The sequence below is a fragment of the Rhizobium sp. L51/94 genome (genome assembly GCF_019355555.1).
Lineage (GTDB): Bacteria > Pseudomonadota > Alphaproteobacteria > Rhizobiales > Rhizobiaceae > Rhizobium > Rhizobium rhododendri.
Genome location: NZ_CP072142.1, coordinates 428,445 through 450,423 on the forward strand (window position 1 = coordinate 428,445; position 21,979 = coordinate 450,423).

General features: G+C 60.4%; 18 protein-coding genes. 15 read left to right on the plus strand and 3 right to left on the minus strand.

Annotated elements, in window-relative coordinates; all coding sequences use genetic code 11:
• Positions 1-86 precede the first annotated feature (86 nt).
• The 10 genes from J5274_RS20010 to J5274_RS20055 all read left to right on the plus strand — a co-directional run bounded on the left by J5274_RS20010 (position 87) and on the right by J5274_RS20055 (position 11,699).
• A complete protein-coding gene (locus J5274_RS20010) occupies positions 87-1,097 on the plus strand; it encodes a LysR family transcriptional regulator (RefSeq protein ID WP_142832292.1) in 1,011 nt (336 codons plus the stop codon).
• 138 nt (positions 1,098-1,235) lie between these two features.
• The gene (locus J5274_RS20015; protein WP_224129452.1) at positions 1,236-2,318 is read left to right on the plus strand and encodes a PotD/PotF family extracellular solute-binding protein; all 1,083 of its coding nucleotides are present in this window, start codon (positions 1,236-1,238) and stop codon (positions 2,316-2,318) included.
• A gap of 2 nt (positions 2,319-2,320) precedes the next feature.
• Positions 2,321-3,403, plus strand: a complete 1,083-nt coding sequence (locus J5274_RS20020) for an ABC transporter ATP-binding protein (RefSeq protein ID WP_219275547.1) — start codon at positions 2,321-2,323, stop codon at positions 3,401-3,403.
• Complete coding sequence (locus J5274_RS20025) at positions 3,403-4,281, plus strand: ABC transporter permease (RefSeq protein ID WP_219275548.1); 879 nt, start codon at positions 3,403-3,405, stop codon at positions 4,279-4,281. The genes J5274_RS20020 and J5274_RS20025 overlap by 1 nt, the downstream gene beginning before the upstream one ends.
• Positions 4,278-5,075, plus strand: coding sequence for an ABC transporter permease (locus J5274_RS20030; RefSeq protein WP_219275549.1), 798 nt, complete (start codon positions 4,278-4,280; stop codon positions 5,073-5,075). Before J5274_RS20025 ends, J5274_RS20030 begins: the two co-directional genes overlap by 4 nt.
• Positions 5,072-6,586, plus strand: coding sequence for an NAD(P)-binding domain-containing protein (locus J5274_RS20035; protein WP_209188174.1), 1,515 nt, complete (start codon positions 5,072-5,074; stop codon positions 6,584-6,586). Before J5274_RS20030 ends, J5274_RS20035 begins: the two co-directional genes overlap by 4 nt.
• Positions 6,583-7,401 carry a creatininase family protein gene (locus J5274_RS20040; protein WP_142832215.1) on the plus strand — a complete coding sequence of 273 codons (819 nt, stop codon included), beginning with the start codon at positions 6,583-6,585 and terminating at the stop codon, positions 7,399-7,401. The genes J5274_RS20035 and J5274_RS20040 overlap by 4 nt, the downstream gene beginning before the upstream one ends.
• A gap of 2 nt (positions 7,402-7,403) precedes the next feature.
• Positions 7,404-9,062 carry a CocE/NonD family hydrolase gene (locus J5274_RS20045; protein ID WP_142832216.1) on the plus strand — a complete coding sequence of 553 codons (1,659 nt, stop codon included), beginning with the start codon at positions 7,404-7,406 and terminating at the stop codon, positions 9,060-9,062.
• A 16-nt stretch (positions 9,063-9,078) separates the two neighbouring features.
• Entirely contained in the window at positions 9,079-10,128 is a 1,050-nt protein-coding gene (locus J5274_RS20050; protein ID WP_142832217.1) for a questin oxidase family protein, read from the plus strand.
• A complete protein-coding gene (locus tag J5274_RS20055) occupies positions 10,125-11,699 on the plus strand; it encodes an amidohydrolase family protein (protein WP_142832218.1) in 1,575 nt (524 codons plus the stop codon). The genes J5274_RS20050 and J5274_RS20055 overlap by 4 nt, the downstream gene beginning before the upstream one ends.
• Before the next feature lie 148 nt (positions 11,700-11,847).
• On the opposite strand, the gene J5274_RS20060 is transcribed toward J5274_RS20055, so the two are convergent.
• Entirely contained in the window at positions 11,848-14,373 is a 2,526-nt protein-coding gene (locus J5274_RS20060) for a HAMP domain-containing methyl-accepting chemotaxis protein (RefSeq protein WP_142832219.1), read from the minus strand.
• Positions 14,374-14,694: 321 nt separating this feature from the next.
• On the opposite strand from J5274_RS20060, the gene J5274_RS20065 reads away from it, so the two are divergent.
• Positions 14,695-15,729 carry a LacI family DNA-binding transcriptional regulator gene (locus J5274_RS20065; RefSeq protein WP_142832220.1) on the plus strand — a complete coding sequence of 345 codons (1,035 nt, stop codon included), beginning with the start codon at positions 14,695-14,697 and terminating at the stop codon, positions 15,727-15,729.
• 15 nt (positions 15,730-15,744) lie between these two features.
• Here J5274_RS20065 and J5274_RS20070 read toward each other — a convergent pair whose 3' ends face one another.
• Both J5274_RS20070 and J5274_RS20075 read right to left on the minus strand, forming a co-directional pair.
• The gene (locus J5274_RS20070) at positions 15,745-16,698 is read right to left on the minus strand and encodes an alpha/beta hydrolase (RefSeq protein ID WP_142832221.1); all 954 of its coding nucleotides are present in this window, start codon (positions 16,696-16,698) and stop codon (positions 15,745-15,747) included.
• Positions 16,699-16,712: 14 nt separating this feature from the next.
• On the minus strand, positions 16,713-17,861 hold the full coding sequence (locus J5274_RS20075; protein ID WP_219275550.1) for a Gfo/Idh/MocA family protein: 1,149 nt from the start codon (positions 17,859-17,861) through the stop codon (positions 16,713-16,715).
• A 177-nt stretch (positions 17,862-18,038) separates the two neighbouring features.
• Here J5274_RS20075 and J5274_RS20080 point away from each other — a divergent pair, with 177 nt between their 5' ends.
• The 4 genes from J5274_RS20080 to J5274_RS20095 are packed head-to-tail and all read left to right on the plus strand — an operon-like array spanning position 18,039 to position 21,974.
• Positions 18,039-19,385 (plus strand): ABC transporter substrate-binding protein, encoded by a 1,347-nt coding sequence (locus J5274_RS20080; protein WP_142832223.1) that lies wholly within the window; start codon positions 18,039-18,041, stop codon positions 19,383-19,385.
• A 1-nt stretch (position 19,386) separates the two neighbouring features.
• On the plus strand, positions 19,387-20,319 hold the full coding sequence (locus J5274_RS20085; protein WP_142832224.1) for a carbohydrate ABC transporter permease: 933 nt from the start codon (positions 19,387-19,389) through the stop codon (positions 20,317-20,319).
• The gene (locus tag J5274_RS20090; RefSeq protein WP_142832225.1) at positions 20,316-21,152 is read left to right on the plus strand and encodes a carbohydrate ABC transporter permease; all 837 of its coding nucleotides are present in this window, start codon (positions 20,316-20,318) and stop codon (positions 21,150-21,152) included. Before J5274_RS20085 ends, J5274_RS20090 begins: the two co-directional genes overlap by 4 nt.
• Before the next feature lie 3 nt (positions 21,153-21,155).
• Positions 21,156-21,974, plus strand: coding sequence for a sugar phosphate isomerase/epimerase (locus tag J5274_RS20095; protein ID WP_143123346.1), 819 nt, complete (start codon positions 21,156-21,158; stop codon positions 21,972-21,974).
• Positions 21,975-21,979 lie beyond the last annotated feature (5 nt).

Consider the following 21,979-nt stretch of genomic DNA (forward strand, 5'->3'; position numbering starts at 1 on the left):
TCGAAGACGATGCGGCGAACGTCTCGCCAGGTTGCGGCACACGGCTTGGCATAAAACATGCTTCTCACCAGCCTGTCACATTCCAAATGGGAAGAAGGCTAGTCATGACGCGACAGGCAAACGGTATGATGGATGTGCGCCTGATGAGGACGCTGTTGACCTTGTTGACGGAATGCAGTGTCTCTCGAACGGCCGATATTCTGGGCCAGGCTCAGCCAACGGTAAGTTTAACTCTGAAAAGGCTGCGGGAAATGCTGGACGACCCGCTGCTGGTGAGGTCTGGCAGCACACTTGTGCCGACGGAACGGGGCCTTGCGCTGAAGCAGACGTTGCGCGACATTCTCGGCCAGATCGACGCTCATCTTTCTCCAGATGCAACCTTCGACCCGAAAACCGCAGCGCGGAACTTCCGCATCATTGCCGATAATTGCCTTGGAGCAGTGTTTCTGCCTCAACTCGTCGGCAGAATTGCGCAAAAGGCGCCCAATGTGGGTGTCGATGCATCTCATATGCCGAGCTACGAGGATCTGATAAGCCAGTTGGCAGACGGCTCCATCGACGCGGTCATTGGCAACTGGCCACACCCGCCAGAATACCTGCGGATGTCCCCGTTGCTGACGACCGACATCGTCTGCGTCTTCCGCCCAAGCCACCGGCTTGCCAGCCAGCACAAGCCGATCACCATGGACGAGTTTCTGAAAGAGAAGCATCTGTCGCCGACATCGGACAAACGTGCGCATCTCAGCCCGATCGACGGCCGGCTGATAGAACTCGGCCTGAAGCGCAATATAGCCGTCTCGGTTCCCGAATATGCGATCACACCTTACGTGCTGACCCAATCCGACCTTGTCTTTACCACGGGTCGTATTTTTGCCGAGCAGATCGCCCAGTCGTTTCCGTTGGTCGTCAGGGAGGCTCCAAGGGACCTCGGGCAGATGCAGTTCTATATGCTGTGGCACGAGTGCAAGCATCAGTCGCCCGATCACCTCTGGCTGAGACAGATGATCAAGTCGGTTGCAGCCGACATTCGCGCCTGCGATCCGACGGGCCCCTTGTCACCCAAAGCCCTTCTTCCTCACGCATCGCTCTACAATTGAAAGGACCGCTTCCGTTCAGAATGTCCGGCCGCACAAAACTGGCAAAGCGCAATATAGTCTATTGTGTATCGGTTATAGGCTTTCCTGACCAAACAGACCACACTCCTCTCAGTTTCCTCGCAACGAGATGAGAGCACGATGGCAGGTTCAGGAATTACCCGACGTGAAATACTTGCAGGTATCGCCGCTGGCGCGGCGGCAGGAACTTTCGGCTCGTTGAGCAGCGCGCGGGCTGCCGTGTCGGAGATGGTCTGGGCAACCTGGGATTCCAACGGCCATCCTGAATACATCGCAGCCTTCGAAGCGCAGACCGGTGTCAAGGTAAAGTTGTCCTATCTCTCCAGCGAAGACGCGCAGTTTGCGGCGCTGAAAACCGGCACTGCCTCGGATTGGGATATGATCAACCCATCGCTGAACGGAAGCTGGCGCTATATCAAAGCGGGGCTGCTCGAACAAATCGACATGGCCAAGATCCCCAACTCCGCCAAGATGTACGATGTCTTCAAGACCACACCCAAGGTCCTCGATGCCTCCGGCAAGCAGTTTGCAGTTCCCTACCTCTGGGGTCTAAACCCGATCGTCTACCGCAAGGACAAATTCGAAAGCGAGCCAGACTACACGACGCTTTTCAACGAAAAGTACAAGGGCCAGCTCGCCATGCGCGACTATGCGCTGGAATCGATCGGTATCGCGGGCCTGGTTGCCGGCATCCCGCGCGACAAGGTGTTTTTCATGGAGACCAAGGAGCTTGCGGAAGCCAAGAAGCTGCTGATTGCCCAAAAGCCGCTACTACGGACTTACTGGCAGACGATCGGAGATCTCACCAACCTGTTCGCCACGGGCGAGGTTTCCTGCGCATTTTCATGGCGTGTTCCCTACGATACCCTGAAGGACAAGTTGCCGTTGGGCATGGCAAAGCCCAAGGCTGGCATCATGGGATGGTGCGACTGCTTTGCCATGCCGGCGACCCTGTCTCCCGAAAAGACGGAGATCGGCTACAAGTTCATCGATTATTTGCTCGGTCCGGAATTCGCAACGCAGATCGCCAAGATCGGCAATTACGCCACGACCTCCTCCGTCATCCGTGACACCTTGTCCAAGGAACAGCAGGAAGCGATCTTCGTAGACGACATGGACGTGATGAAGTCCTTCATGTGGCCGGTTGCCCCTGAGAATTACTCAGAGTGGCTGAAGGTCTGGAATGAAGTCAAGGCAAGCTGATCATGGTGAATACGCCTGACAGGGCGCCTGATCTGCTGGGAGCGGGGTTGTTGCTCTCGGCCCGCGGCCTGACCAAGACTTACGGCAGGCAGCGGGTGGTCGATGGCATCGATCTCGACATCCCGGAAAGGGCGTTCACCACCTTCCTCGGCCCTTCCGGTTGCGGCAAAACGACAATCCTGCGGATGATTGCAGGTTTCGAGAAGCCGGATGCAGGTTCCATCGTGCTGGATGGCAGGTCGCTTTCCGGCGTGCCGCCGGAGCGGCGCCCGGTCAACACGGTCTTCCAGAGTTACGCCTTGTTTCCGCATCTGACGGTATTCGGAAACGTGGCCTTCTCGCTGACGCTGCGTCGAAGCAATATCGATGTGGCAGCCCGCGTGAAACGCGCTCTTGACGCCGTCCACATGGCAGAATTTGCGGACCGATATCCGCACCAGCTTTCGGGTGGCCAGCAGCAGCGGGTCGCCGTGGCGCGGGCCATCATTGCCGAACCTCACCTGCTTCTCCTCGACGAACCCCTGTCGGCGCTGGACAAGAAGATGCGCGGACATCTCCAGATCGAGCTGAAAGACCTGCAGCGGCGCCTCGGCATCGCCTTTGTCTATGTCACCCACGATCAGGAGGAGGCGTTTGCGCTCTCCGATATCGTCGTCGTGATGAACAAGGGCCGCATCGTTCAGAAGGCACCACCGTTGACGATCTACACCCGCCCAGCAAACGCATTCGTTGCTGACTTCATCGGCGCAGCGACACTTGTTCCCGGCGAGATCGTCGGGAACGGTTCAGTTCCCGGATCGGCCGCGATCAGCACGGCGATCGGTGTTTTCGAATGTCCGGCAATCGATGGCCTGTCGCAGGGCGACACGGCAATTCTGGCGATCAGGCCGGAGCACGTCCTTGTCGGCGCAGACGGGTTGAGCGCGACCATCCAGCACGTGGTCTTCAAGGGTGACCGATACCTCGTCGAAGCCATCGTGAACGGCGTTGCGGTGCGATACATGGCCGATCACCCGATGATGCCGGGAGCCGATGTCGCCCTGGTCATCGATCGGCAGCGCGCCTTCATCACGAGGATCGACTGATGGATCCGGTATTTCATCGGGCGCAGCTTGCCGTGCCGGTCGCCTGCCTCTTGATCGTTGGATGCATTTTGCCGCTCGCCTTGCTGGCGGTGTTCAGCGTCTTCGAGGTGGATCTCGATGCTTTCACGCTCGTTCCGGCCTTTTCCGGGAAAAGCTGGGCGCAGATGTTTAGCAATCCGGTCTTTGCGTTTCTGATCGGCAAGGCTGTTGTCTCAGGCGCAGGCACCGCCGTGCTGGCCGCCACTGTCGGCTACCCGATCGCTATTTCGATGACGCGCCTCCCGGTTCTCTGGAAAGGGATCGGTAGCATCGTTCTTCTGACGCCGCTTTATACCGGCGAAATTGTCCGCATTTATGCCTGGCGGGTTGTTCTCGGCTCGGAAGGCCTGATCAACGCCGCTCTGCAATGGGTCGGCATTATCCGTGAACCGTTGAAGTTCCTGTTGTTTACACCGTTCACCACGCATCTTGTGCTGCTCTACAACAACCTGCCCTTCATGGTGCTGGCAATCTGGATTTCGGCTGAACTGATCGACCATCGCCTGATAGAAGCGGCAAGGGATCTGGGTGCCCGCCCTCTGGACGCGTTTTTCAAGGTTATCCTTCCCCTGACGACGCCCGGACTGGCTGTCGGCGTGTTTACCGTCTTTGCACTTGCCGCAGGTGACATGATGACGCCAAGTCTTCTCGGGGGAACGTCTGGTGCTACTCCGATGGCCATGATCGACAATTTGTTCGGAACCGCCTTCGACTGGCCGCTGGCATCGGCGCTATCCCTCAGCCTTCTCATCGTTCTTTTCGTGCTTGCCAGCGGCTTTTTAACAATCCTTCTGCGGGTTAGTGGCGCCAAGGCAGTGTTTCGATGGGGTGCAAGATGAACCGTATGGTCATTCTCACGCTCGCGCTCGCCGGATGCTTCTTCTATCTTCCGATCGTCGTTCTCGGAATATTCTCTTTCAACGCCGCAAGCACCATGGCTTTCCCCTTGAGCGGCTTCACCCTCTCCTGGTACGGCAGTCTTTTGGGGAATGACGCCTTTCGGGGCGGCTTTGCCACCAGCTTCTTGATCGCTCAGCCTGTGGGCTTGCTGGGTGCTCTCCTTGGCCTCATGGCCGCACTGGCCCTGACATCGCCACGCATGAAGTTTCGGGCAGCATTTGCTATCCTGGTTATCGTGCCCTTTCTGGTGCCGAAGACGGTCCTTTCGATCGCGCAGGCCATGCTCATGAGCTGGGTGGGGCTGGGTCGCGGTGCGACTGCGCTGATCCTGGCTGAGACTCTGGTCGTCGTTCCCTTCACCACCACCATACTTGCCGCTGTGATGGTTCGTCTCGACCCGCGTCTTGAGGAAGCAGCGCGAGATCTCGGCGCAACGCCGTGGCAAAGTTTCCGGCGTGTCCTGCTGCCGCAGCTGAGCGTCGCGCTGAGTGCGGCCTATTCCATCGGCGTCATCCTCTCCCTGGCCGATCTTACCATCTCCATGTTCCTTGCCGGACGAACGCAGCCCCTGTCGCTGATCGTCGCATCGGAGTTCCGGCGCGAACTCAAACCCGACCTCAATGCCATGCAAGTTGCGGTACTCGTGCTGACGGCTCTGATCGTGGCGCTGACCGAACTCAATCGCCGCCGCCGCTTGCGTGGCCGTATGGCGCATTTGCGAGACCAGCTATGATGATTTCCCCCGTCGATATCCCAGGGACGGCCCTTGACGACTTGAAGCAGGCAGCGCTTGCCGATCTTGCAGCACTTGGCTATCCGAGCGCGCCGTGGCTCAGCGATCTACCAAGGCCCGACGCCGCAGAGATTGCCGATGTCATCGTTGTCGGCGGTGGCCAGTCCGGCGTCACGATAGCGGCCGCCCTGAAATGGGACGGGCTCAGGCGTATCCGCGTGCTGGATAGCAGTGCACCGGGCGCAGAGGGTCCGTGGCTGACGTTTGCGCGCATGGAAGAGTTGCGCACGCCGAAAACTCAGGTCGGCAACGAGTTCAACGTCGTCAACCTGTCCGTACGCCGCTGGTTCGAAACACGCTACGGGCAGCAAGCTTGGGCGGAACTGCCGCGCATTCCGCGCACGGACTGGAAGGCCTATCTCGACTGGTATGCCGACGTATTCGAGATCGCCATCACCAACCATTGCACGGTTCTGGATGTTGCGCCGGACGGCGACCTCATCGCGGTAACCACCAGCATTAGCGGCAGGGTTGAAAAATGCCTGGCGAGAACTGTCGTGCTGGCCACCGGATACGATGGCGCCGGCGCATGGAGGGTGCCGGCAATCGTCTCTGGCTCGCTTGCGCCAGACAGGTTCGATCACACCAACGGTCCGGTCGATTTCGGAGCATTGAAGGGCCGGCGCGTCGGCGTGCTTGGCCATGGGGCCTCTGCATTCGATAATGCCATCAAGGCACTGGAAGCAGGTGCTGCCTCCGTCGATCTCTGCTTCCGGCGTGCGCGACTGCCCCGCACCAATCCTCACCGCGCTGTCGAGACGCCCGGAATGATGACGCATTACCCCGATCTCTCCGAAACCACGCGCTGGAATATAGCCAGGTTCTTCCGCAGTGCCGATCAGCCACCGCCGGTGCGTAGTTTCGAGACGGCGATGAGCCTCGACAATTTCCGGCTGCGTCCCGCCACGCCCTGGCTGGACGTCTCTCAGCAGGCCGATGCAATCCATGTAACGACCCCCGACGGTATCCTGGAGTTCGATCACCTGCTTCTTGCCACGGGCATGGATGTCGATCTCGCCGCAAGACCTGAACTTAAAACCCTTCACGACCGGGTTGCTCTCTGGGGCGACCGCTATACCCCGCAAGACGGCAGCGCCGATGCCCGACTTGCGCGTTTCCCCTACCTCGACGGCTTCTACGGATTCATCCCGAGGGATCCAGATGAGACATGGGTCAGCCGGGTGTTCGCGTTCAACAGCAGCAGCTTTGTCAGTCACGGCCCTCACTCCACCTCCATCAGTGGGCACAAGCATGCGGTGCCAAGGCTGGTGCGCGGCGTTCTGCGCCGGCTGCTTCTCGATCGCGAAAAGGAGATATTGCCGGAGCTGGTCTCCTACGTCTCGGCGGACCTCCCTGTACCGGATGACTTCGAAACGGTGGTAGCCGAGGCCAATCGGCAAGCGGCTAGTTTGCTTGAAACCGGCAGATCCGATTTGCGGAGTGGCACGTGACCCAATCCTTTTATTGGGCGGATCATTCGACCGCCGACTTTGCAGCCCGCGATTTGAGCGAGACTGTCGTTATCCTGCCGATCGCAGCTGTCGAGCAACATGGGCCGCATCTTCCCGTGCAGGTGGATGCGGCCATAAACGCTGCCATCCTGGACCGCATGGTGCGGTTGCTCGACACGAACGCAGACGTCCTGATCCTGCCGTCGATCGGCATCGGCAAGTCCGACGAGCATTTGGCATATCCCGGTACGCTTACCGTATCGGCCCAGACACTTCGCCTCGTCTGGCTCGATGTGGCCAGAAGCGTAAAACGCGCCGGTGCGCGCAAAATCATCCTGTTCAATTCGCATGGCGGCCAGATTTCCCTCATGGAAATGACCTGCCGGGATATCCGTGTAGAGCTCGATATGCTTGCGGTCGCTTGCTCCTGGTTCAGGATCGCAGAGGTCGATGACCTGTTTTCGGCCGCGGAAATCACGCACGGCATTCACGGCGGCGATATCGAGACCAGTATGATGCTAGCCATCGCGCCAGAGCTGGTGGCCATGGACAAGGCAGAGGATTTCGTACCCTTGACCGTGGAAATCGAAAAGTCCGGCAGCCCGTTGACTGCTGAAGGCGCGGTCGGCTTTGGCTGGCAGGCGCAGGACCTTCACCCGGCAGGTGTCAGCGGGAATGCCGCCAATGCCGACGCCACCAAGGGCGCTCTCGTGCTTGACCGGGCGGCCGCGGGGTTGGTGCGCCTGATTGCGGCAACGGGCGATTTTGACATGGAGAGGCTTACCTCCGAAACCCGCTTTTCGGCCGGGAGATAACCATGCTGGCACTTCGCGACATCGAAAATCTTCGGATGCCTATGGCGGACGGTCTTTACCTGGCGGCCGACGTTTATCGTCCTGTGGGCCCCGAACGCTATCCTGTTCTGGTCATGCGCCTTCCCTATGGGCGTAAAGTTGCCTCGACTGTCGTCCTTGCCCATCCCGCATGGTATGCGGCGCAAGGCTACATCGTGCTGGTGCAGGATGTTCGTGGCCGGGGTGATTCCGAGGGTGTATTCAGGGTACTCGAAGACGATGTTGCCGACGGCGCGCAGACGCTGTCGCTGGCGGCCGATCTCGACGGTTGCAACGGCATGGTGGCGAGCTACGGCTTCAGCTACCACGGCATGAACCAGTTCCTAGCCCTTGCCGGCGCCAAGAAGACCGGCGGAAAATTGCCCGATGCCATGGCCATCGCCATGGCGGCTTTCGATGTCCGCAATCACTGGGCATTCGAAGGCGATGGGTTTCGGCTTCAGTCCAACCAGATGTGGGCGTGCCAGATGGCCGTCGAAAACGCCAGGCGGGCCGGCGATCTTGCCACCGCTCACATGTTACATGCCGCAAAGCCGTCCCTGCATTCCGGTGTTCTCTCGGGAAAGCCTGAGGCTTTGCAGCAGGCAGCACGCTACACGCATTACCAGGACTGGCTGACCGACGATCCCTCCTATTGGGGTTCAAGGTCGCCAAAATCGCTTCTTGAAGGTATGACGCTGGATGTGCCTGTGCTGCATGTCGGTGGATGGAACGACATTATGCTCGAAGGCACATTCGCAGCCTTCGAGGAGTTTTCCGTTGGCGGCAGTCTGCAGCGACTGTGTGTTGGACCCTGGTCGCACATTCCCTGGGGCCGACGGGTCGGCGCCCTCGATGCCGGGGCGGAGGCTGCAGACGGCATAGACCGCCAGATCGTCGGCTTCTTCGACGAAGTGCTCAAAGGCCGCGAGAATATCGAACCGAAGATCAAGCTTTATGACGTCTTCGACAAGGCCTGGGCCGGCTTCGAGCGGCTTCCGGACGCGCAGACACTTGTGCTTCATCTCGCATCTGACGGTCGTGCAGCGGCAACGAGCACGGATGGATCGCTTGTTGAAACGCCAGGGCCTTCGAGAATTGACCACCTCGTGCACGATCCATGGCGGCCAGCACCGAGCGTGGGCCTTCATCTCGGAACGCCTGCCGATTTTGCCGACAGGTCGGACGTCGACGATAGGGCCGATGTGCTCGTCTATACCTCGAAACCTTTCGCCCTCCCGGTTCTGCTGAGTGGAGTGGCGGAAGTCGATCTTTTCGTCACTGCCGACAGGCCGAGTTTCGACCTCGATTGCACGTTGAGCACAGTGGCCCCGGATGGAGCCGTAATTTGCTTGACGTCGACACATAAGACAATAACGGCGAATAAAGATGGACTGGCCGTTCTGCTGAGGTTACGGCCGACGTATCTGACGATCCCGGCGGGATATTGCCTGCGCCTGTCGATCCAGTCAGCCTCTTTCCCCGCCTTCCCCGTCAATCCGGGCACCGGCGCACGCCCCCAGGACGCGAGCGTCACGGATCGGCTTGTCACGACCCTCATGCTCCGCTCCGGCGACGGCTACCCCTCCGTCTTGCGCTTACCGATGCTGTCGCAGGCCACTGCCGGCGGTACAGCATCGTAAAAGAGAAGTTTGATCAATGACTGCAACAGAAAACCTATCCGAAGGACTGGAGGCTGTCATGGGCGACATGCCGGCATGGGGCTCGGAGTTCTCACGCACCTTCGCCAATCATGCTCCCATGGTACTCGTCGCACTGGACCGGATAGGCGGCACGCCGTCTCAGCTTCGGCGCTTCTTCAACCACTACAGAGATACAAAGCAACTGCTGCCATTCGCGTTGCCTCTGAAGCCACTCAACCGCGACAGCTGGAAGACTGCGATCGGGATACGCGAACGGGAACCGGATCTGCGAATTTTCTTTACCGGCGAACTGGCGCGCCTGGGCATTCATGAGGCTTTGCAGCTCTATCTACCGGATCTTGCCGACGGCATCGCAGCCAGCGCCTTTCACGCATTGATGCGAACGGCTTACGGCGTGCTTCGGGACGACAACACCGATATCGCAATTGCGCTTGCCTACTGGGCGGCAACCTATCTGCCACTTCCGGCGGCCAGGGGAGCGCACCCAATCACGACCGATCCAGCCGAAGTTCTCGTTCTGACAGCAAGTCTCACGCCATTACACGGGATGCAGCTTCACGACCTGCTGTGGCAAAATATGCGCGATGCCAGCAGCGTTCCCGAGTTTGCACCCGTGGTGGACTGGCTTGATATCGGGCCTGGCACACTGCAAAAAATGGCGGCCACGGCGCTTTCCGTCTTTGCGGCAACCCAGCATTTTGCGGCACTTCACATCATCACCGGGTTGCACTGGATCCGTCTCCTCGAGCCTCATTGCGACGAGGCCGCGTTCCACCGGATGTTGCGGGTGTTCTGGCAAGGGATCGCCGCGCTCATGGGTGAGCTTGGTTTTCCGGAAATTCCGGAGGCGAGCCAGCTTGATCGCTGGCGTCATATCGAAGTGCCGGATTGGCCCGAACTGCATGCGATCGCCGCGCGCAGTTACGACGAACACGATATCAGTCTTGCTTTTTCGGCCAGCGAAGAAATGAAGGTCTACGGGGATCCGCTCTATCGCGTTGTTGTCGCCCGTCGACTCGGGCTTATCGGAGACTATACCAAATGAGCCCGGACGCATCCATCACAGGCGATTGCATCATTGAGGCCGGGACAGTGTTGTCGGGGCTTATGCCGGATGGCAGCATGTCGATGCGCCATGACGTCGGCATCCGGGTGGATCGCGGGATGATCGCGCAGATCGGGGCGATGGAAGCCGTCACATACGGCAACGACCATCTGCCCCGTTTCGGATCTGCCGAGATGATTGCCATGCCGGGGCTCGTCAATAGCCATCATCATTTCGGCGTCACGCCGCTGATGCAGGGCGTGCCCTTCGCGCCGCTGGAATTATGGCTGCCGCAGTTTCGGGCGATGCGCCAGGTCGATACGCGGCTGGATACGCTCTATTCCGCCATCGAGATGCTGGAGAGTGGCACCACGACGGTGCAGCATATCAACAGCGGAATGGCCGGCGCGCCGGACGCCTGGATGGCTGCTGCGAATGCGACGCTCAACGCCTATGGCGAGATCGGCATGCGGGCCGGCTTTTCCTTCATGATCCGTGACCGCAATATTCTGACTTACGATGACGACGCCAAGGTGCTGGCCGCCCTTCCGGATACCGTTCGCAGCTGGATCGCGCCGAGACTTGCGGCATCGAACATACCGGTCCCGGAGCTTCTCGGCTTCTACCGCGAGCTGCGGCAAGCCTGGCTTGCGGACCGCCCGGATCATGTGCGCATCAATCTTGCCCCGGCCAACCTGCACTGGTGCTCGGACGCATGCCTGCAGGCGATCTTCGAGACGGCGCGGCAAGCCGACGCCCAGGTTCACATGCATCTTCTCGAAACCGAACGGCAGTCGCATTTCGCGCACGACAAATTCGGCCACAGCGCCGTCCAGCATCTGAAAGCGCTCGAATGCCTCGGGCCAAATGTGACGCTCGGGCACGGCAACTGGATGAGCCGCGAGGATATGGACATCGTAGCAGAATGCGGCTGCAGCCTGTGCCATAACGCCTCCTCGGGCCTCAGGCTCGGGAGTGGCATCGCCCCAGTCAACGAAATGCGCCGTCGCGGCATTCCGGTGGCGCTTGGCATCGACCAGTCCAACATTGCCGACGACCGCGACATGACGCTCGAAATGAAGCTGGTCTGGGCGCTGCATCGCGAAACCGGGTTTTGGAACGAACGGCCGGATGCCGGCGCGGTGCTGCAGATGGCCACCGAACATGGCGCGAAAACTGTCGGTTTCGGTGGCTTTACCGGCAGGCTCGAACCCGGGCTACAGGCCGATATCGTCCTGATGGACAGGCGAAAGATCGGCCGGCCGCATGTGAGCGCGCGCACTCCGGTCGTCGAAAGCGTCCTGCACCGGGGTGGACGCCACGCGATCAGCCAGGTCTTCGTCGGCGGTCGTCTGGTGGTCGACGAGGGAAAGGTCACAACCATCGATCGCGACGCGGTTCTCGCCGAGATCGGCGAGCGGCTGCAGCGTCCGGAAACGCCAAGCGAGAGCCAAGCCTGGGAGGCGATAAACGCCCTCATGCCGCATCTCGAGGCGCACCACCGTCAGTTCACACCGACGCCAGGATATCGCCCCTATCGATACAATGCGATGGCGGACGGGATGGATTAGGGCAGATAGGGGTTGCACGGCACTTTCAGGCGACGCCGTCCGGGAAAAGAGAAAATAACAATAGCGTAAATTCAAAATGCTTCGCGTGTCCCCTCGGCTGCAAAACGTCAGCCGAGGTTCATCTCACCCATCCAGGCGCAACGCCTGGTCAGGCGGCGCGGCTGGCGGGTTTGGTGAAGCTGGGGTTCTTTTCCAGGCTGAAGCGGCCGATGAGTTCGGTCAAGGCGTGGGTTTCGTCCGAGAGCTGGCGTGTCGCGGCGCTGGTTTCCTCGACCATGGCGGCATTCTGCTGGGTCATGCGGTCGATTTCGTTGACCGACGAGGTGACTGACCGCAGGGACTGCGCCTGCTCCTGGGCGGAAGAGGCGATCCGCTCGACGTGACCGAAGATATCGACGATTTCTCCCGAGATTCCGATAAGGGCGCCGCCGGTTTCCTCGACATATTGCGATCCGATGGCGACTTCGTTGACCGAGGTATTGATAAGCTGGGCGATCTCCTTGGCGGCCTTTGCCGAGCGTTGCGCGAGTTCACGGACTTCCTGGGCGACGACGGCAAATCCCTTGCCGGCCTCGCCTGCCCTTGCAGCCTCGACGCCGGCATTGAGCGCCAGCAGGTTCGTCTGGAACGCGATGCCGTCGATGACGGTGACGATGTTCGAGATCCTGTCGGAGGATTCCTTGATCCTTGCCATAGCCGAGACGGCGTTCTGCACGACCCTGGCCGAGTTTTCCGCGCGCTGCTTGGTGTTCTGCACCAGTTTTAGCGCAAGGCCGGAGCGATCCGAAGAGGTATCCACAGTGGCGGCGATCTGTTCGACGGCGGCAGCGGCCTCCTCCAGCGATGCGGCCTGCTTTTCGGTGCGCATTGCCAGATCGTTGACGGCTTCCCCCATTTGCCGGCCATTGTCATAGATCATCTCGGCTGTGCCGCGGATGTCGACCAGCGTCGCCCTGAGGCCTTCGATGGACTGGTTGAAATCGTCGCGCAGCCCATCGAGATGGGGTGCAAACGGCACGTCGATCGCAAAATCGAGTTCGCCCTTGGAGAGCCTTTTCAACGCCAGTCCGAGAGCCTCGATCGCTCCGTCGACCTGGACGCGTGCCTCACGGCGCTCGCGGTCATTTCTGACGCGCTCGGCCTCGGAGAGCTCTCTCGCGCTCTGGGCCTCCTTTTCCATGACCAAGCGGGATGTGGCGTTGTCCTTGAAGACCATCAGCGCGCGCGCCATGTCGCCGATCTCGTCAGGACGACCCTCGCCGGCAATGGCGGTGTCGAGCTTGCCTTCGGCGAGCTTGCGCATCGCTATGGTGATCTGGGCGATCGGTCCCTTCAGCGTCATCACGAGGGCTGCGCCAGCCAACATCGCGACGAGGACGCCTATGGTCATGGCGCCGATGGAGATCGTGTTCGCCTGCTGGCGTTCGACACCGGCATTTGCCTTCTGGCTTTCCGCAAACTGCGTAAGCAGGTTCCAGGTGCTGTCGATCAACTTGGCGGCGGCGGAAAATTGCGCCTGCTTTTCCAGGGAGTTGGCAGCGATGTCGGCAGCCTTGGAGGCAAGCGTGTCGAGCACCGGCTTGACCTTGGCCGGAAGCACCGAGAGGACCGGGTCGTCGCTCATCAGCGCAGCAAGGGCTGCAACCTCGTTGGCGTACATATAGAGCGACTGCTGGACCTTCTTGACGCTCTCTTCGTCGGGCTTGGAAACGAGCTCGGCGAAGACGACGCGGATTTCATTGTTGATGTTGACGATGCCGCGCAGCTTGTTGCCGACGGCTTCTGCCATGGAGATTTCCTTGTCGGAGGTGGCGAGATCGAGCACCGAACGGCGCATCAATGCGTCACCGGTCGCCTTCAGTTTCGCGGTCGGCGCCTGGAGGGCGAGGAGTGCCTGGTCGGCAAGCGCGACTGCGGCGTCCGGGCTTGTCGCCTTGCTCTGTTGATCGAGAACAGCGACAGATGCCTGGATGTCGCTTGCAACACTCTTCTGGTCATCCGGCAGCGCGTCGGCAAGCAGCGAGACCGCGGTGACCAGGTCCGGCACGAGCTTCTTCAGCGCCGCAATCTTGGCATCGGGAAGCGCTGCCTCGGCATAGGCCTTTTCGAGGTCGGCAATCATCGAGGCTGCCGTTCCCAATGCCACCGAAGTCTTCAAGCCGGCCTTGTTGGTGTTGTCCTTTTTCTTCGCCGCCGCCATCAGCATGAAGGAGCGCTTGCCGATCTGTCCCTGCAGATCGAGCAGCGCTGCCGAGTTCGCAACGATGTCATCCCAGATCTTCTGCTGGTTGAGCTGGAGCTGCCAGATTGCCTCGATCTTGTCGGGAATTGCTGCGGATTCCGAAAGAGACTGGTCCAGCAGGGAGACATCCGTTCCGGCGCGCAAACCTTCGGTGGTCTGCTTCAGGAGGCCGAGCTGGTCGCGGGCCTGGGCCGCAGCACCGTCGTGCGTTTCCTGCGAAGGCTGCATCAGGAAGGTGCTCATGCTGGCGAACACATGCTTGAAGCCGCTGAGCGACTGCAGGACGCTGTTCGAGACCTCCATCCTGCCTTCGAGCAACCGAGAGGCATAATAGCCCGTCAGGCCGACCGCGCCGATACACAGAATGAACGGTGTCACGAGCACCAGAACTTTTGTCTGGATCCGCACCCGCGACATCATTTTGTCCATCATATTTTTCATTTTCCCGACCGTCCCCGTCTCATTGTCGCTCAAGGTGCCACGAGTTTATAAAATTGCCGTTAAGCATACTGGAAACCTGCGGCCTTATTCCCGTTTTACTTGCGCCGTGCTCAGTCGGATTCGTTCGACGTTGCGAGCACGATCTTCAGCCGGAAGCTCTATAGTCGTACGTCATTTTAAAAGTTGTCACCGGCGATCTTTTTGGCGGGCCGGGACGGTTGTGCGAATTTCCGGTCAGCGGTTGCACTTCGTTGATTAACAACGCATAATTCCACCTCTGCACATTCTGGCAGACAGGAACGTCGCATATCGATGAAAAAGCTGACGCACCGGACGATGGAGGATTTTGCGAAATCCAGCGGGATATCGCGTCCGACCCTGTCCAAGTTCTTCGACGATCCGACCAGCGTAAAGCCAGCCACCCGTGCTCTGATCGAGGCGGCGTTGCGGTCTTCGGACTACCAGCCCAATCTCTATGCGCGCAATCTCAACCGCAAGCGCACCCGCAACATCGGCATTCTCGTGCCTGCTCTCGGCGACCCCTTCTATGCTGAAATGGTCAACCGGCTGGAACTCCGCCTGCGCACCAGCGGCTACTGGCCGATCGTGATTTCATCGCATGGTTTGCCGGAACTGGAGGCCGAGGCCGTCAAAACGATGCTGTCGCTGAAGGTGGCCGGGGCGTTGGTGGCACCCCTCGGCTTCAAGTCCGATCCGCGCGTCTTCGAGAAACTCGGCCAGAACCTGGCGATGGTCTATTTCGACACCTTCATCGAAGGCAGCACGCCATTTGTCGGCAACAACAACAGCCAGAGCGTCGCGACGATCGTCGACTATCTCTGCCGGTCCGGCGACGCGCCGGCCTATCTCGACATTCCGCATATCAATCACAATTCGCCGGAAAGGCTGGCAAGTTATGTCGCCACCGTCGAGGCGGCCGGGTTCGAGCCGCGGGTGATCAAGACGAGCGCGGACTATACCTGGGATTTCGAGCGGATCGGCTATGAACAGATGGACGATATGCTGCGCAGGAAGTCCCTGCCGAGCAAGACGATCCTCTGTGCTAACGATCGCCTGGCCTTCGGTGTGATGGCGGCAGCCTTTGCCAACAACCAGAAGGTCGGACGCCGAAAGGGCGCTCATCTCAGGATCGCCGCCCATGACGACCATCCCCTCAGCCGATATGCATCGCCGCCGCTGACGACAATGGCGCAGGATTTCGCGGCAATGACGGCCAACAGCGTCGACACATTGCTCGCCCTTCTCGGCGAAGGAGAGACGACGACAGGCGCTATCGTCCATGCCATGCGCTCGGACGGCACCCTTGTGATGCGCCAGTCCGCCTGATCCACCGTCCACTTACTATGGAGTTGATGTCTCGAAGCTGTTCCACGCAATCACCGCCTCATCGATGGCCGCGCGTGCTTCCGGGATGTACTTGCCCATGGAAGCGAAGCCGTGGATCTGCGTCGGCCAATGGCGCAGGACCACGGGAACGGCGTCTTCCTTGAGGCGATCGGCATAGGCGACACCTTCGTCAGCGAGGATGTCGTGGCCGGCGATGGCTATAAATGCCGGGGCGGCACCTGAGAGGCTCTCTGCCTTAAGCGGCGAGACGCGCCAATCGTCGATATCGTCCGGCGTGCGAATATAATGATCGCGAAACCAGTGCATGGTCGAGGCCGACAAGCCGAAGCCCTTTGCATAGCGCCGGTAGCTGTCTGCGGTCTGGGCAGCGTCGGTATTCGGATAGAGCAGCAGTTGCGCTGTCAATGGCGGCTGATCGGATACCCGGGACATCAGTGCCACCACCGCAGCGAGGTTGCCGCCTGCGCTGTCTCCGGCCACGGCGATTTTTTCTCGGTCGATGCCGAGCGTATTAGCCTCTCCGGTCATAAATGCCAGCGCCGCGAGGCAATCTTCAAGCCCGGCGGGGAATTTGTGTTCAGGCGCCAGGCGATAGTTGGGGCAGACGACCGTGCAGGCCGCGCTGTCGGCAAACCACCTGCAGATGTCATCATGGGACTCGAGGTTGCCGATCACCCATCCGCCGCCGTGAAGATACAGCAGCCCGCGCCCGCCGCTCTCCGGTGCACCGAGGCCGCGATAGATCCGGATGTCGATAGGGCCATTCGGTCCCGTGATCGTGCGGTTTTCAATAGAGGCGACAGGCTGCAGATCGCCTTTTAATGCGGGCGCTCCCGCGTTGTAATCTTTACGGGCCTGTTCCGGCGTGCCGTCCTCGAAAGGCCTCGATCTTGCGGCCCTGCCGAGATCGAGCACCCGCTGGGCTCCGGCATCGATTCTGCCAGTCATCCTCCCCTCTCCTGTCATGCGAGCAAGCTGCGCGCTTCATCCTCGCCGAGCAATGGTGGCTGCTGGAAAGTCCCGTCGATTGTGATCGATTGCTGGCTCTCTCCGGATGCAAGGATGGCTTCCATGATGTCGAGAACATGCAACGCAAGATCGCCGGAGGCGCGCGGCGCCCTGCCTTCCTCGAGCGCCCGGACGAGGTCGGCGACGCCAAGCATCCGGTAATTTGCCCTGTCCGGTGCGGCATATGGCCAGTTTCTGGCGCCATAGAGTTCGCCGTCGCTATCGAAGTCCCGCCACTCGGCGCCGTGCTCGGACAGGGACACAGTGCCGCCGAATGTGTCGGGATCCGGCAGACGCAGCGAACCTTCCGTGCCGTGCAACTCGATCGGATGATTGGAGTGGCGGAAGACATCCCAGGAGGCGCCGAAATTCACCGTCGCGCCGGATTTGAATTCCAGAAGCGAGAGGACATTGGTCGGCGTGCCAACGGTGAAGGTGGTGTTCTGGAACGGGCCTTCAGCGGTGATCAGTCGCTCCTCCTGCCCCTTGGTGGCCATCGCCATGACGCGGACCACAGGGCCCAGCAGGTTGACCATCATCGTCAGGTAATAGGGTCCCATGTCGAAAACGGGGCCGCCGCCCGGCTGGTAGTAGAATTGCGGATTGGGATGCCAGTGCTCCATGCCGCGGCCCATCATGAAGGCGGTGCCGCTGACGGGACGGCCTATGGCTCCTTCCTCCATCAGGCGCCGCGCCCGCCGGCCGGCCGCACCGAGAAAAGTGTCGGGTGCAGATCCGAGCAGAAGTCCACGCTGCCGTGCCTCTGCCACCAGAGTGCGTCCGTCCACCGCCGATGTGGCCAGCGGCTTTTCGGTGAAGACGTGTTTGCCGGCCGAAAGCGCTGACATCGTCACATCGAAATGCACTGCCGGGATCGTGAGATTGAGGACAAGATCGATTTCCGGGTCGGCCAGCAGCTGGTCGACGGTGAGCGCGCGGATATTGTATTGGCCGGCCCGCAAGGCTGCCATATCGGGCGAGATATCGGCGCAGGCTCTCAACTCGACACCGGCAAACAGGGCTGCGTTGCGCAAATAGGTCATCGAAATATTGCCGCAACCAATTACGCCGAGGCCGATTTTTGCGTTGTTCTTTCTGGTCATAAAGCCCACTCCTCCCATTGCTTTCGCTGGTTGCCGCACCTCGATACGGCCTCCTCACCAGCGACTGATTGCCGGATTAAACCATTTTATTTCTTGACGCGCGACAAATTTTTATAAATCATGCGGAAATGCTGGCGCGGAGTTTTGGAGGTTGCCAGTCTTCCTGGGAGGGAAAACATGTCTGATGTTAAGGACGAGCCTTCGCGCTCGAATTCGACTTTAAATTCGCACATGATTGATCGCCGCCGGCTTCTTATCGGGGCGGCCGGGGCTGCGGTCGGTGCCGCTGCCCTTGGCGTCACCTCGAGCCTGGGCGTGCGCTCGGCCCGAGCCGCCGACCGGACAGAGATCAGCTTTGCCAGCGCCAGCTTCTTCGGCAAGGAAGGCCTCGGCGATCTCGTCAAGGCGTTCAACGAGTCGCAGGACCGCATCATGGTGAAGTTCATCGAACTGCCACCACCGAGTTCGTCGACCGAAGTCTATCAAGGGCTGATCCAGCAGCTGGCCCGCCGCAACGGGACGCCCGACGTCTTCACGCAGGACGTCGTCTGGATTGCAGGTTTTGCCGCCGCAGGCTGGGCGCTGCCCCTCGACGAGTATTTCCCCAAGGAAAAGCGCACCGACTATTTCCCCGGCACGGTGGCTGCCTGCACTTATAATGAGAAGCTGACGGCGCTGCCTTGGTTCGTCGATTCCGGCATGTTCTATTATCGCAAGGACCTCGTCGAAAAGCACGGCGGCAAGGTCCCTGAAACCTGGGACGAGATGGCAACGATGGCGGCGGCCGCCCAGAAGGCCGGCGATGCCAAGTTCGGCTACCTCTGGCAGGGCAAGCAGGCCGAAGTGCTGATCTGCGATGCAGTCGAGATCATCACCTCGAACGGGGGCTCCATACTGGCGCCGGACGGGAAATCCTCCGTGGTCGGAGACAAGGCCGCGGTCGAGGCCATCCAGTTCCTCCACGACACGATCAACAAGACCAAGATCAGCCCGCAAAACGTTCTTTCCTGGGACGAAGAGCCTTCGCGCCAGCCATTCACGTCCGGCGAAGCGATGTTCATGCGCAACTGGTCCTACGTCTATCCGATTGCCCAGGATCCTAAGGCCTCGCAGGTTGTCGACAAGGTGGCGGTTGCGCCCTTGCCGCATTTTGCCGGCGGCAAGAGCGCGGCCTGCCTCGGCGGCTACCAGCTGGGTGTCAACGCCAACTCCAAGAAGCGCGAAGCCGCGATCGAGTTCTTGACCTGGATGTCGTCGCCGGCAACCCAGACCCGGCTGGCACTGAATTTCGGTCTGGCGCCTTCGCGTCCGGCGATCTTCGAGGATGCCAAGCTCAAGGCCGAGCAGCCCTTCATGGCGAGCCTGCAAAGCGTCTTCACCGGCGCCACACCACGGCCGATCACGCCACAATATGCCAAGGTCACGCTGGCGCTGCAGTCGAGTATCTCCAAAGCCCTGGTCAGCGGCGACGTGAAGACCGAGCTCGCAGCTGCCGCTGCGCAAATCAACAAGATCGTCGCCTGACATGGCGGTTTCAGCCACAGTCCCGGCAACGGGGCAGTCACGCAAAGCAAGGAGGGCGCTGCCACGCGCCCTCTGGCCATGGCTCCTGCTGTTGCCGGCTTTCCTGTCGCTTGCATCTGTGTCCTTCTATCCGATCGTCAACGGCCTCTATCTGTCGCTGACAAACCGCTCGCTGATCACCCAGGACAATGATTTCGTCGGCTTTGCCAACTACGTGCAACTGTTCAACGATCCGGCGTTCTGGAATGCCTGGCGCCATACGATGTGGTTTACCGTCGCATCCACTGTGCTGGAAACGCTGATCGGTCTCGGCATGGCCCTCATTCTCTGTGAAACCTTCGGGGGACGCGGGATTATCCGGGCGGCCATGCTCGTGCCTTGGGCAATGCCGACCGTGGTCACTTCCAAGATGTTCGGATGGCTGTTCGATGGCCAGCACGGCATCATCAATTTCATTCTCCTGCATCTCGGGCTGATCGACCAGAACGTCAACTGGTACGGATCGCCGAACACCGCCCTCCTCACCATCATCCTTGCCGACGTCTGGAAGACCACGCCGTTCATGGCGCTGCTGCTTCTGACCGGATTGCAGACCGTTCCGAAGTCTCTGATCGAGGCGGCGCGGATGGACGGCGCCAAGGCCTGGGTGATCTTCTGGAACATCCGCCTGCCGCTGCTGCTGCCAACGCTGCTGATCGCCGGACTGTTCCGTGCGCTGGACGCGTTCCGCATCTTCGACCTTGTCTACGTGCTGACCGGCGGCGGCCCCGCCGATTCCACCGAAACGCTGTCGACGCTGTCCTACAAGATCCTCTTTTCGACCCTGCAGTTCGGCTACGGTTCGGCAGTCTCCACGGCGATGTTCCTGACTGAAGGCGTGATCGCGGTGGTGTTCTGCCTCTTCCTCGTCCGGCAGATAAGGAAGACGACATGACCCAGGGCCGCTCCGTTCTCCAGAGTACTGTGATCTATGCCGGTGCGCTGTTTATCCTGATATGGTCGGCCGGGCCGTTCCTCTGGCAGTTCTCGACCTCGCTGCAGCTCGACAAGGCGCTGACCGAAGGCACGCCGTCTCTCATTCCGCATCCCTTCACGCTGGAGCATTACTACAATGCGTTCGTCGAGAAGGGCCTGCATCACTATGTGCTGAACTCGCTGATCGTCTCGCTGTCGACCACGGCGCTCTGCCTGATCGTCGGTTCCCTGTCGGCCTTTGCGCTGTCGCGGCTCGATGTGAAGGGCCGGTTCGGGATCCTGATGGTGATCCTGTCGGTGTCGATGTTCCCGCAGATCGCGCTTGTCGGCCCGCTTTATCTGCTGGCCTCGGATCTCGGTCTCCTCGACACCCATACCGCTCTGATCATCACCTATCTTGCGCTGGGTCTGCCGTTGGTGACCTGGGTGCTGTTTGGCTATTTCGAAACCCTGCCGCGCGAAATCGACGAGGCGGCGCGGATGGATGGCGTCGGTGTCGTCGGCCTCCTCTGGCACATCATCCTGCCGATGTCGCTGCCGAGCCTTGTGACGACAGGGCTGCTGGCCTTCATTACCGCCTGGAACGAGTTCCTGTTCGCGCTGGCCTTCACCTCCGATCCCGACAGCCAGACCATTCCCGTCGGCATCGCCAACTTCACGAACCAGTACTACGTGCCCTGGGGAGATATCGCGGCTGCGTCGGCTGTCGTCACCGTGCCGCTCATCATACTCGTGCTGGTCTTCCAGCGACACATCATCGAAGGCCTGACGCAAGGCGGAATCAAGGAATAGACAATGACCACGGATTTCAAGGTCGGCTGCCAGACGTTTACATGGGAGATGCTGGGCGCCGGCTGGAGCGGGACCGCCGATGACCTGTTGGCAGCAATCGCCGCCGGCGGTTACGAGGGCATCGAAATCACCGATACGATGATCGGCCGCTATGCTGACAAGCCTGCCGATTTCAAGAAGGCGCTGGCCAACCACGGACTGCACCTGGTGTCCTTCGCCTTCGGCTCGCAGACGGGGTTCACGGTTGCCGACCACATTGACGCCGATCTGGTCGTCGCGCAGCGCTGGGTCGATTTCGCTTCCCATTTCGAGGGCGCACTGGTGTCGATCGGCTCTGCCACGGTCGTATCGGACGGCCCACGCGGGGAGAAATTCAAAGTCGCCGCCGAGTTCTACAATCGTGCTGCGGCCCTCGGCCAGGCATCGGGCGTCACGGTGGCGGTGCATCCGAGTTCGCATCATAACACTCTGCTGTTCGACCGGGCCGATTACGACACGATCTTTGGGCTGCTGGATCCCGCGCTGGTCGGCTGGATCCCGGATACCGGGCACATCCTGCGCGGTCACGACGACATCCTCGACACTCTCAAAACCTACCAGGCCCGCATCCGCTACCTTCACCTCAAGGATGTCGATGCCAACGACCAGTGGGCGATGCTTGGCGAGGGCGTGCTCGACACGCCGGCCGTGCTCGACATCGTCGGCAAGGCGCCGAACTTCAACGGCTGGCTGGTGCTCGAGGAAGAATCCGAGACGGCGGGGCGCGATCCCGCTGCTGCCGTGAAACTCAACCGCCAGACAATGCGCGGCTATGGTGCATAAGGAAG

Excerpts from the sequence above, each read along its gene's own strand:
- J5274_RS20010 (WP_142832292.1), top strand. The coding sequence starts at position 87 with ATGGGAAGAAGGCTAGTCATGACGCGACAGGCAAACGGTATGATGGAT.
- J5274_RS20015 (WP_224129452.1), top strand. The coding sequence starts at position 1,236 with ATGGCAGGTTCAGGAATTACCCGACGTGAAATACTTGCAGGTATCGCC.
- J5274_RS20020 (WP_219275547.1), top strand. The coding sequence starts at position 2,321 with ATGGTGAATACGCCTGACAGGGCGCCTGATCTGCTGGGAGCGGGGTTG.
- J5274_RS20025 (WP_219275548.1), top strand. The coding sequence starts at position 3,403 with ATGGATCCGGTATTTCATCGGGCGCAGCTTGCCGTGCCGGTCGCCTGC.
- J5274_RS20030 (WP_219275549.1), top strand. The coding sequence starts at position 4,278 with ATGAACCGTATGGTCATTCTCACGCTCGCGCTCGCCGGATGCTTCTTC.
- J5274_RS20035 (WP_209188174.1), top strand. The coding sequence starts at position 5,072 with ATGATGATTTCCCCCGTCGATATCCCAGGGACGGCCCTTGACGACTTG.
- J5274_RS20045 (WP_142832216.1), top strand. The coding sequence starts at position 7,404 with ATGCTGGCACTTCGCGACATCGAAAATCTTCGGATGCCTATGGCGGAC.
- J5274_RS20050 (WP_142832217.1), top strand. The coding sequence starts at position 9,079 with ATGACTGCAACAGAAAACCTATCCGAAGGACTGGAGGCTGTCATGGGC.
- J5274_RS20055 (WP_142832218.1), top strand. The coding sequence starts at position 10,125 with ATGAGCCCGGACGCATCCATCACAGGCGATTGCATCATTGAGGCCGGG.
- J5274_RS20060 (WP_142832219.1), bottom strand. The coding sequence starts at position 14,373 with ATGATGGACAAAATGATGTCGCGGGTGCGGATCCAGACAAAAGTTCTG.
- J5274_RS20065 (WP_142832220.1), top strand. The coding sequence starts at position 14,695 with ATGAAAAAGCTGACGCACCGGACGATGGAGGATTTTGCGAAATCCAGC.
- J5274_RS20070 (WP_142832221.1), bottom strand. The coding sequence starts at position 16,698 with ATGACTGGCAGAATCGATGCCGGAGCCCAGCGGGTGCTCGATCTCGGC.
- J5274_RS20075 (WP_219275550.1), bottom strand. The coding sequence starts at position 17,861 with ATGACCAGAAAGAACAACGCAAAAATCGGCCTCGGCGTAATTGGTTGC.
- J5274_RS20080 (WP_142832223.1), top strand. The coding sequence starts at position 18,039 with ATGTCTGATGTTAAGGACGAGCCTTCGCGCTCGAATTCGACTTTAAAT.
- J5274_RS20085 (WP_142832224.1), top strand. The coding sequence starts at position 19,387 with ATGGCGGTTTCAGCCACAGTCCCGGCAACGGGGCAGTCACGCAAAGCA.
- J5274_RS20090 (WP_142832225.1), top strand. The coding sequence starts at position 20,316 with ATGACCCAGGGCCGCTCCGTTCTCCAGAGTACTGTGATCTATGCCGGT.
- J5274_RS20095 (WP_143123346.1), top strand. The coding sequence starts at position 21,156 with ATGACCACGGATTTCAAGGTCGGCTGCCAGACGTTTACATGGGAGATG.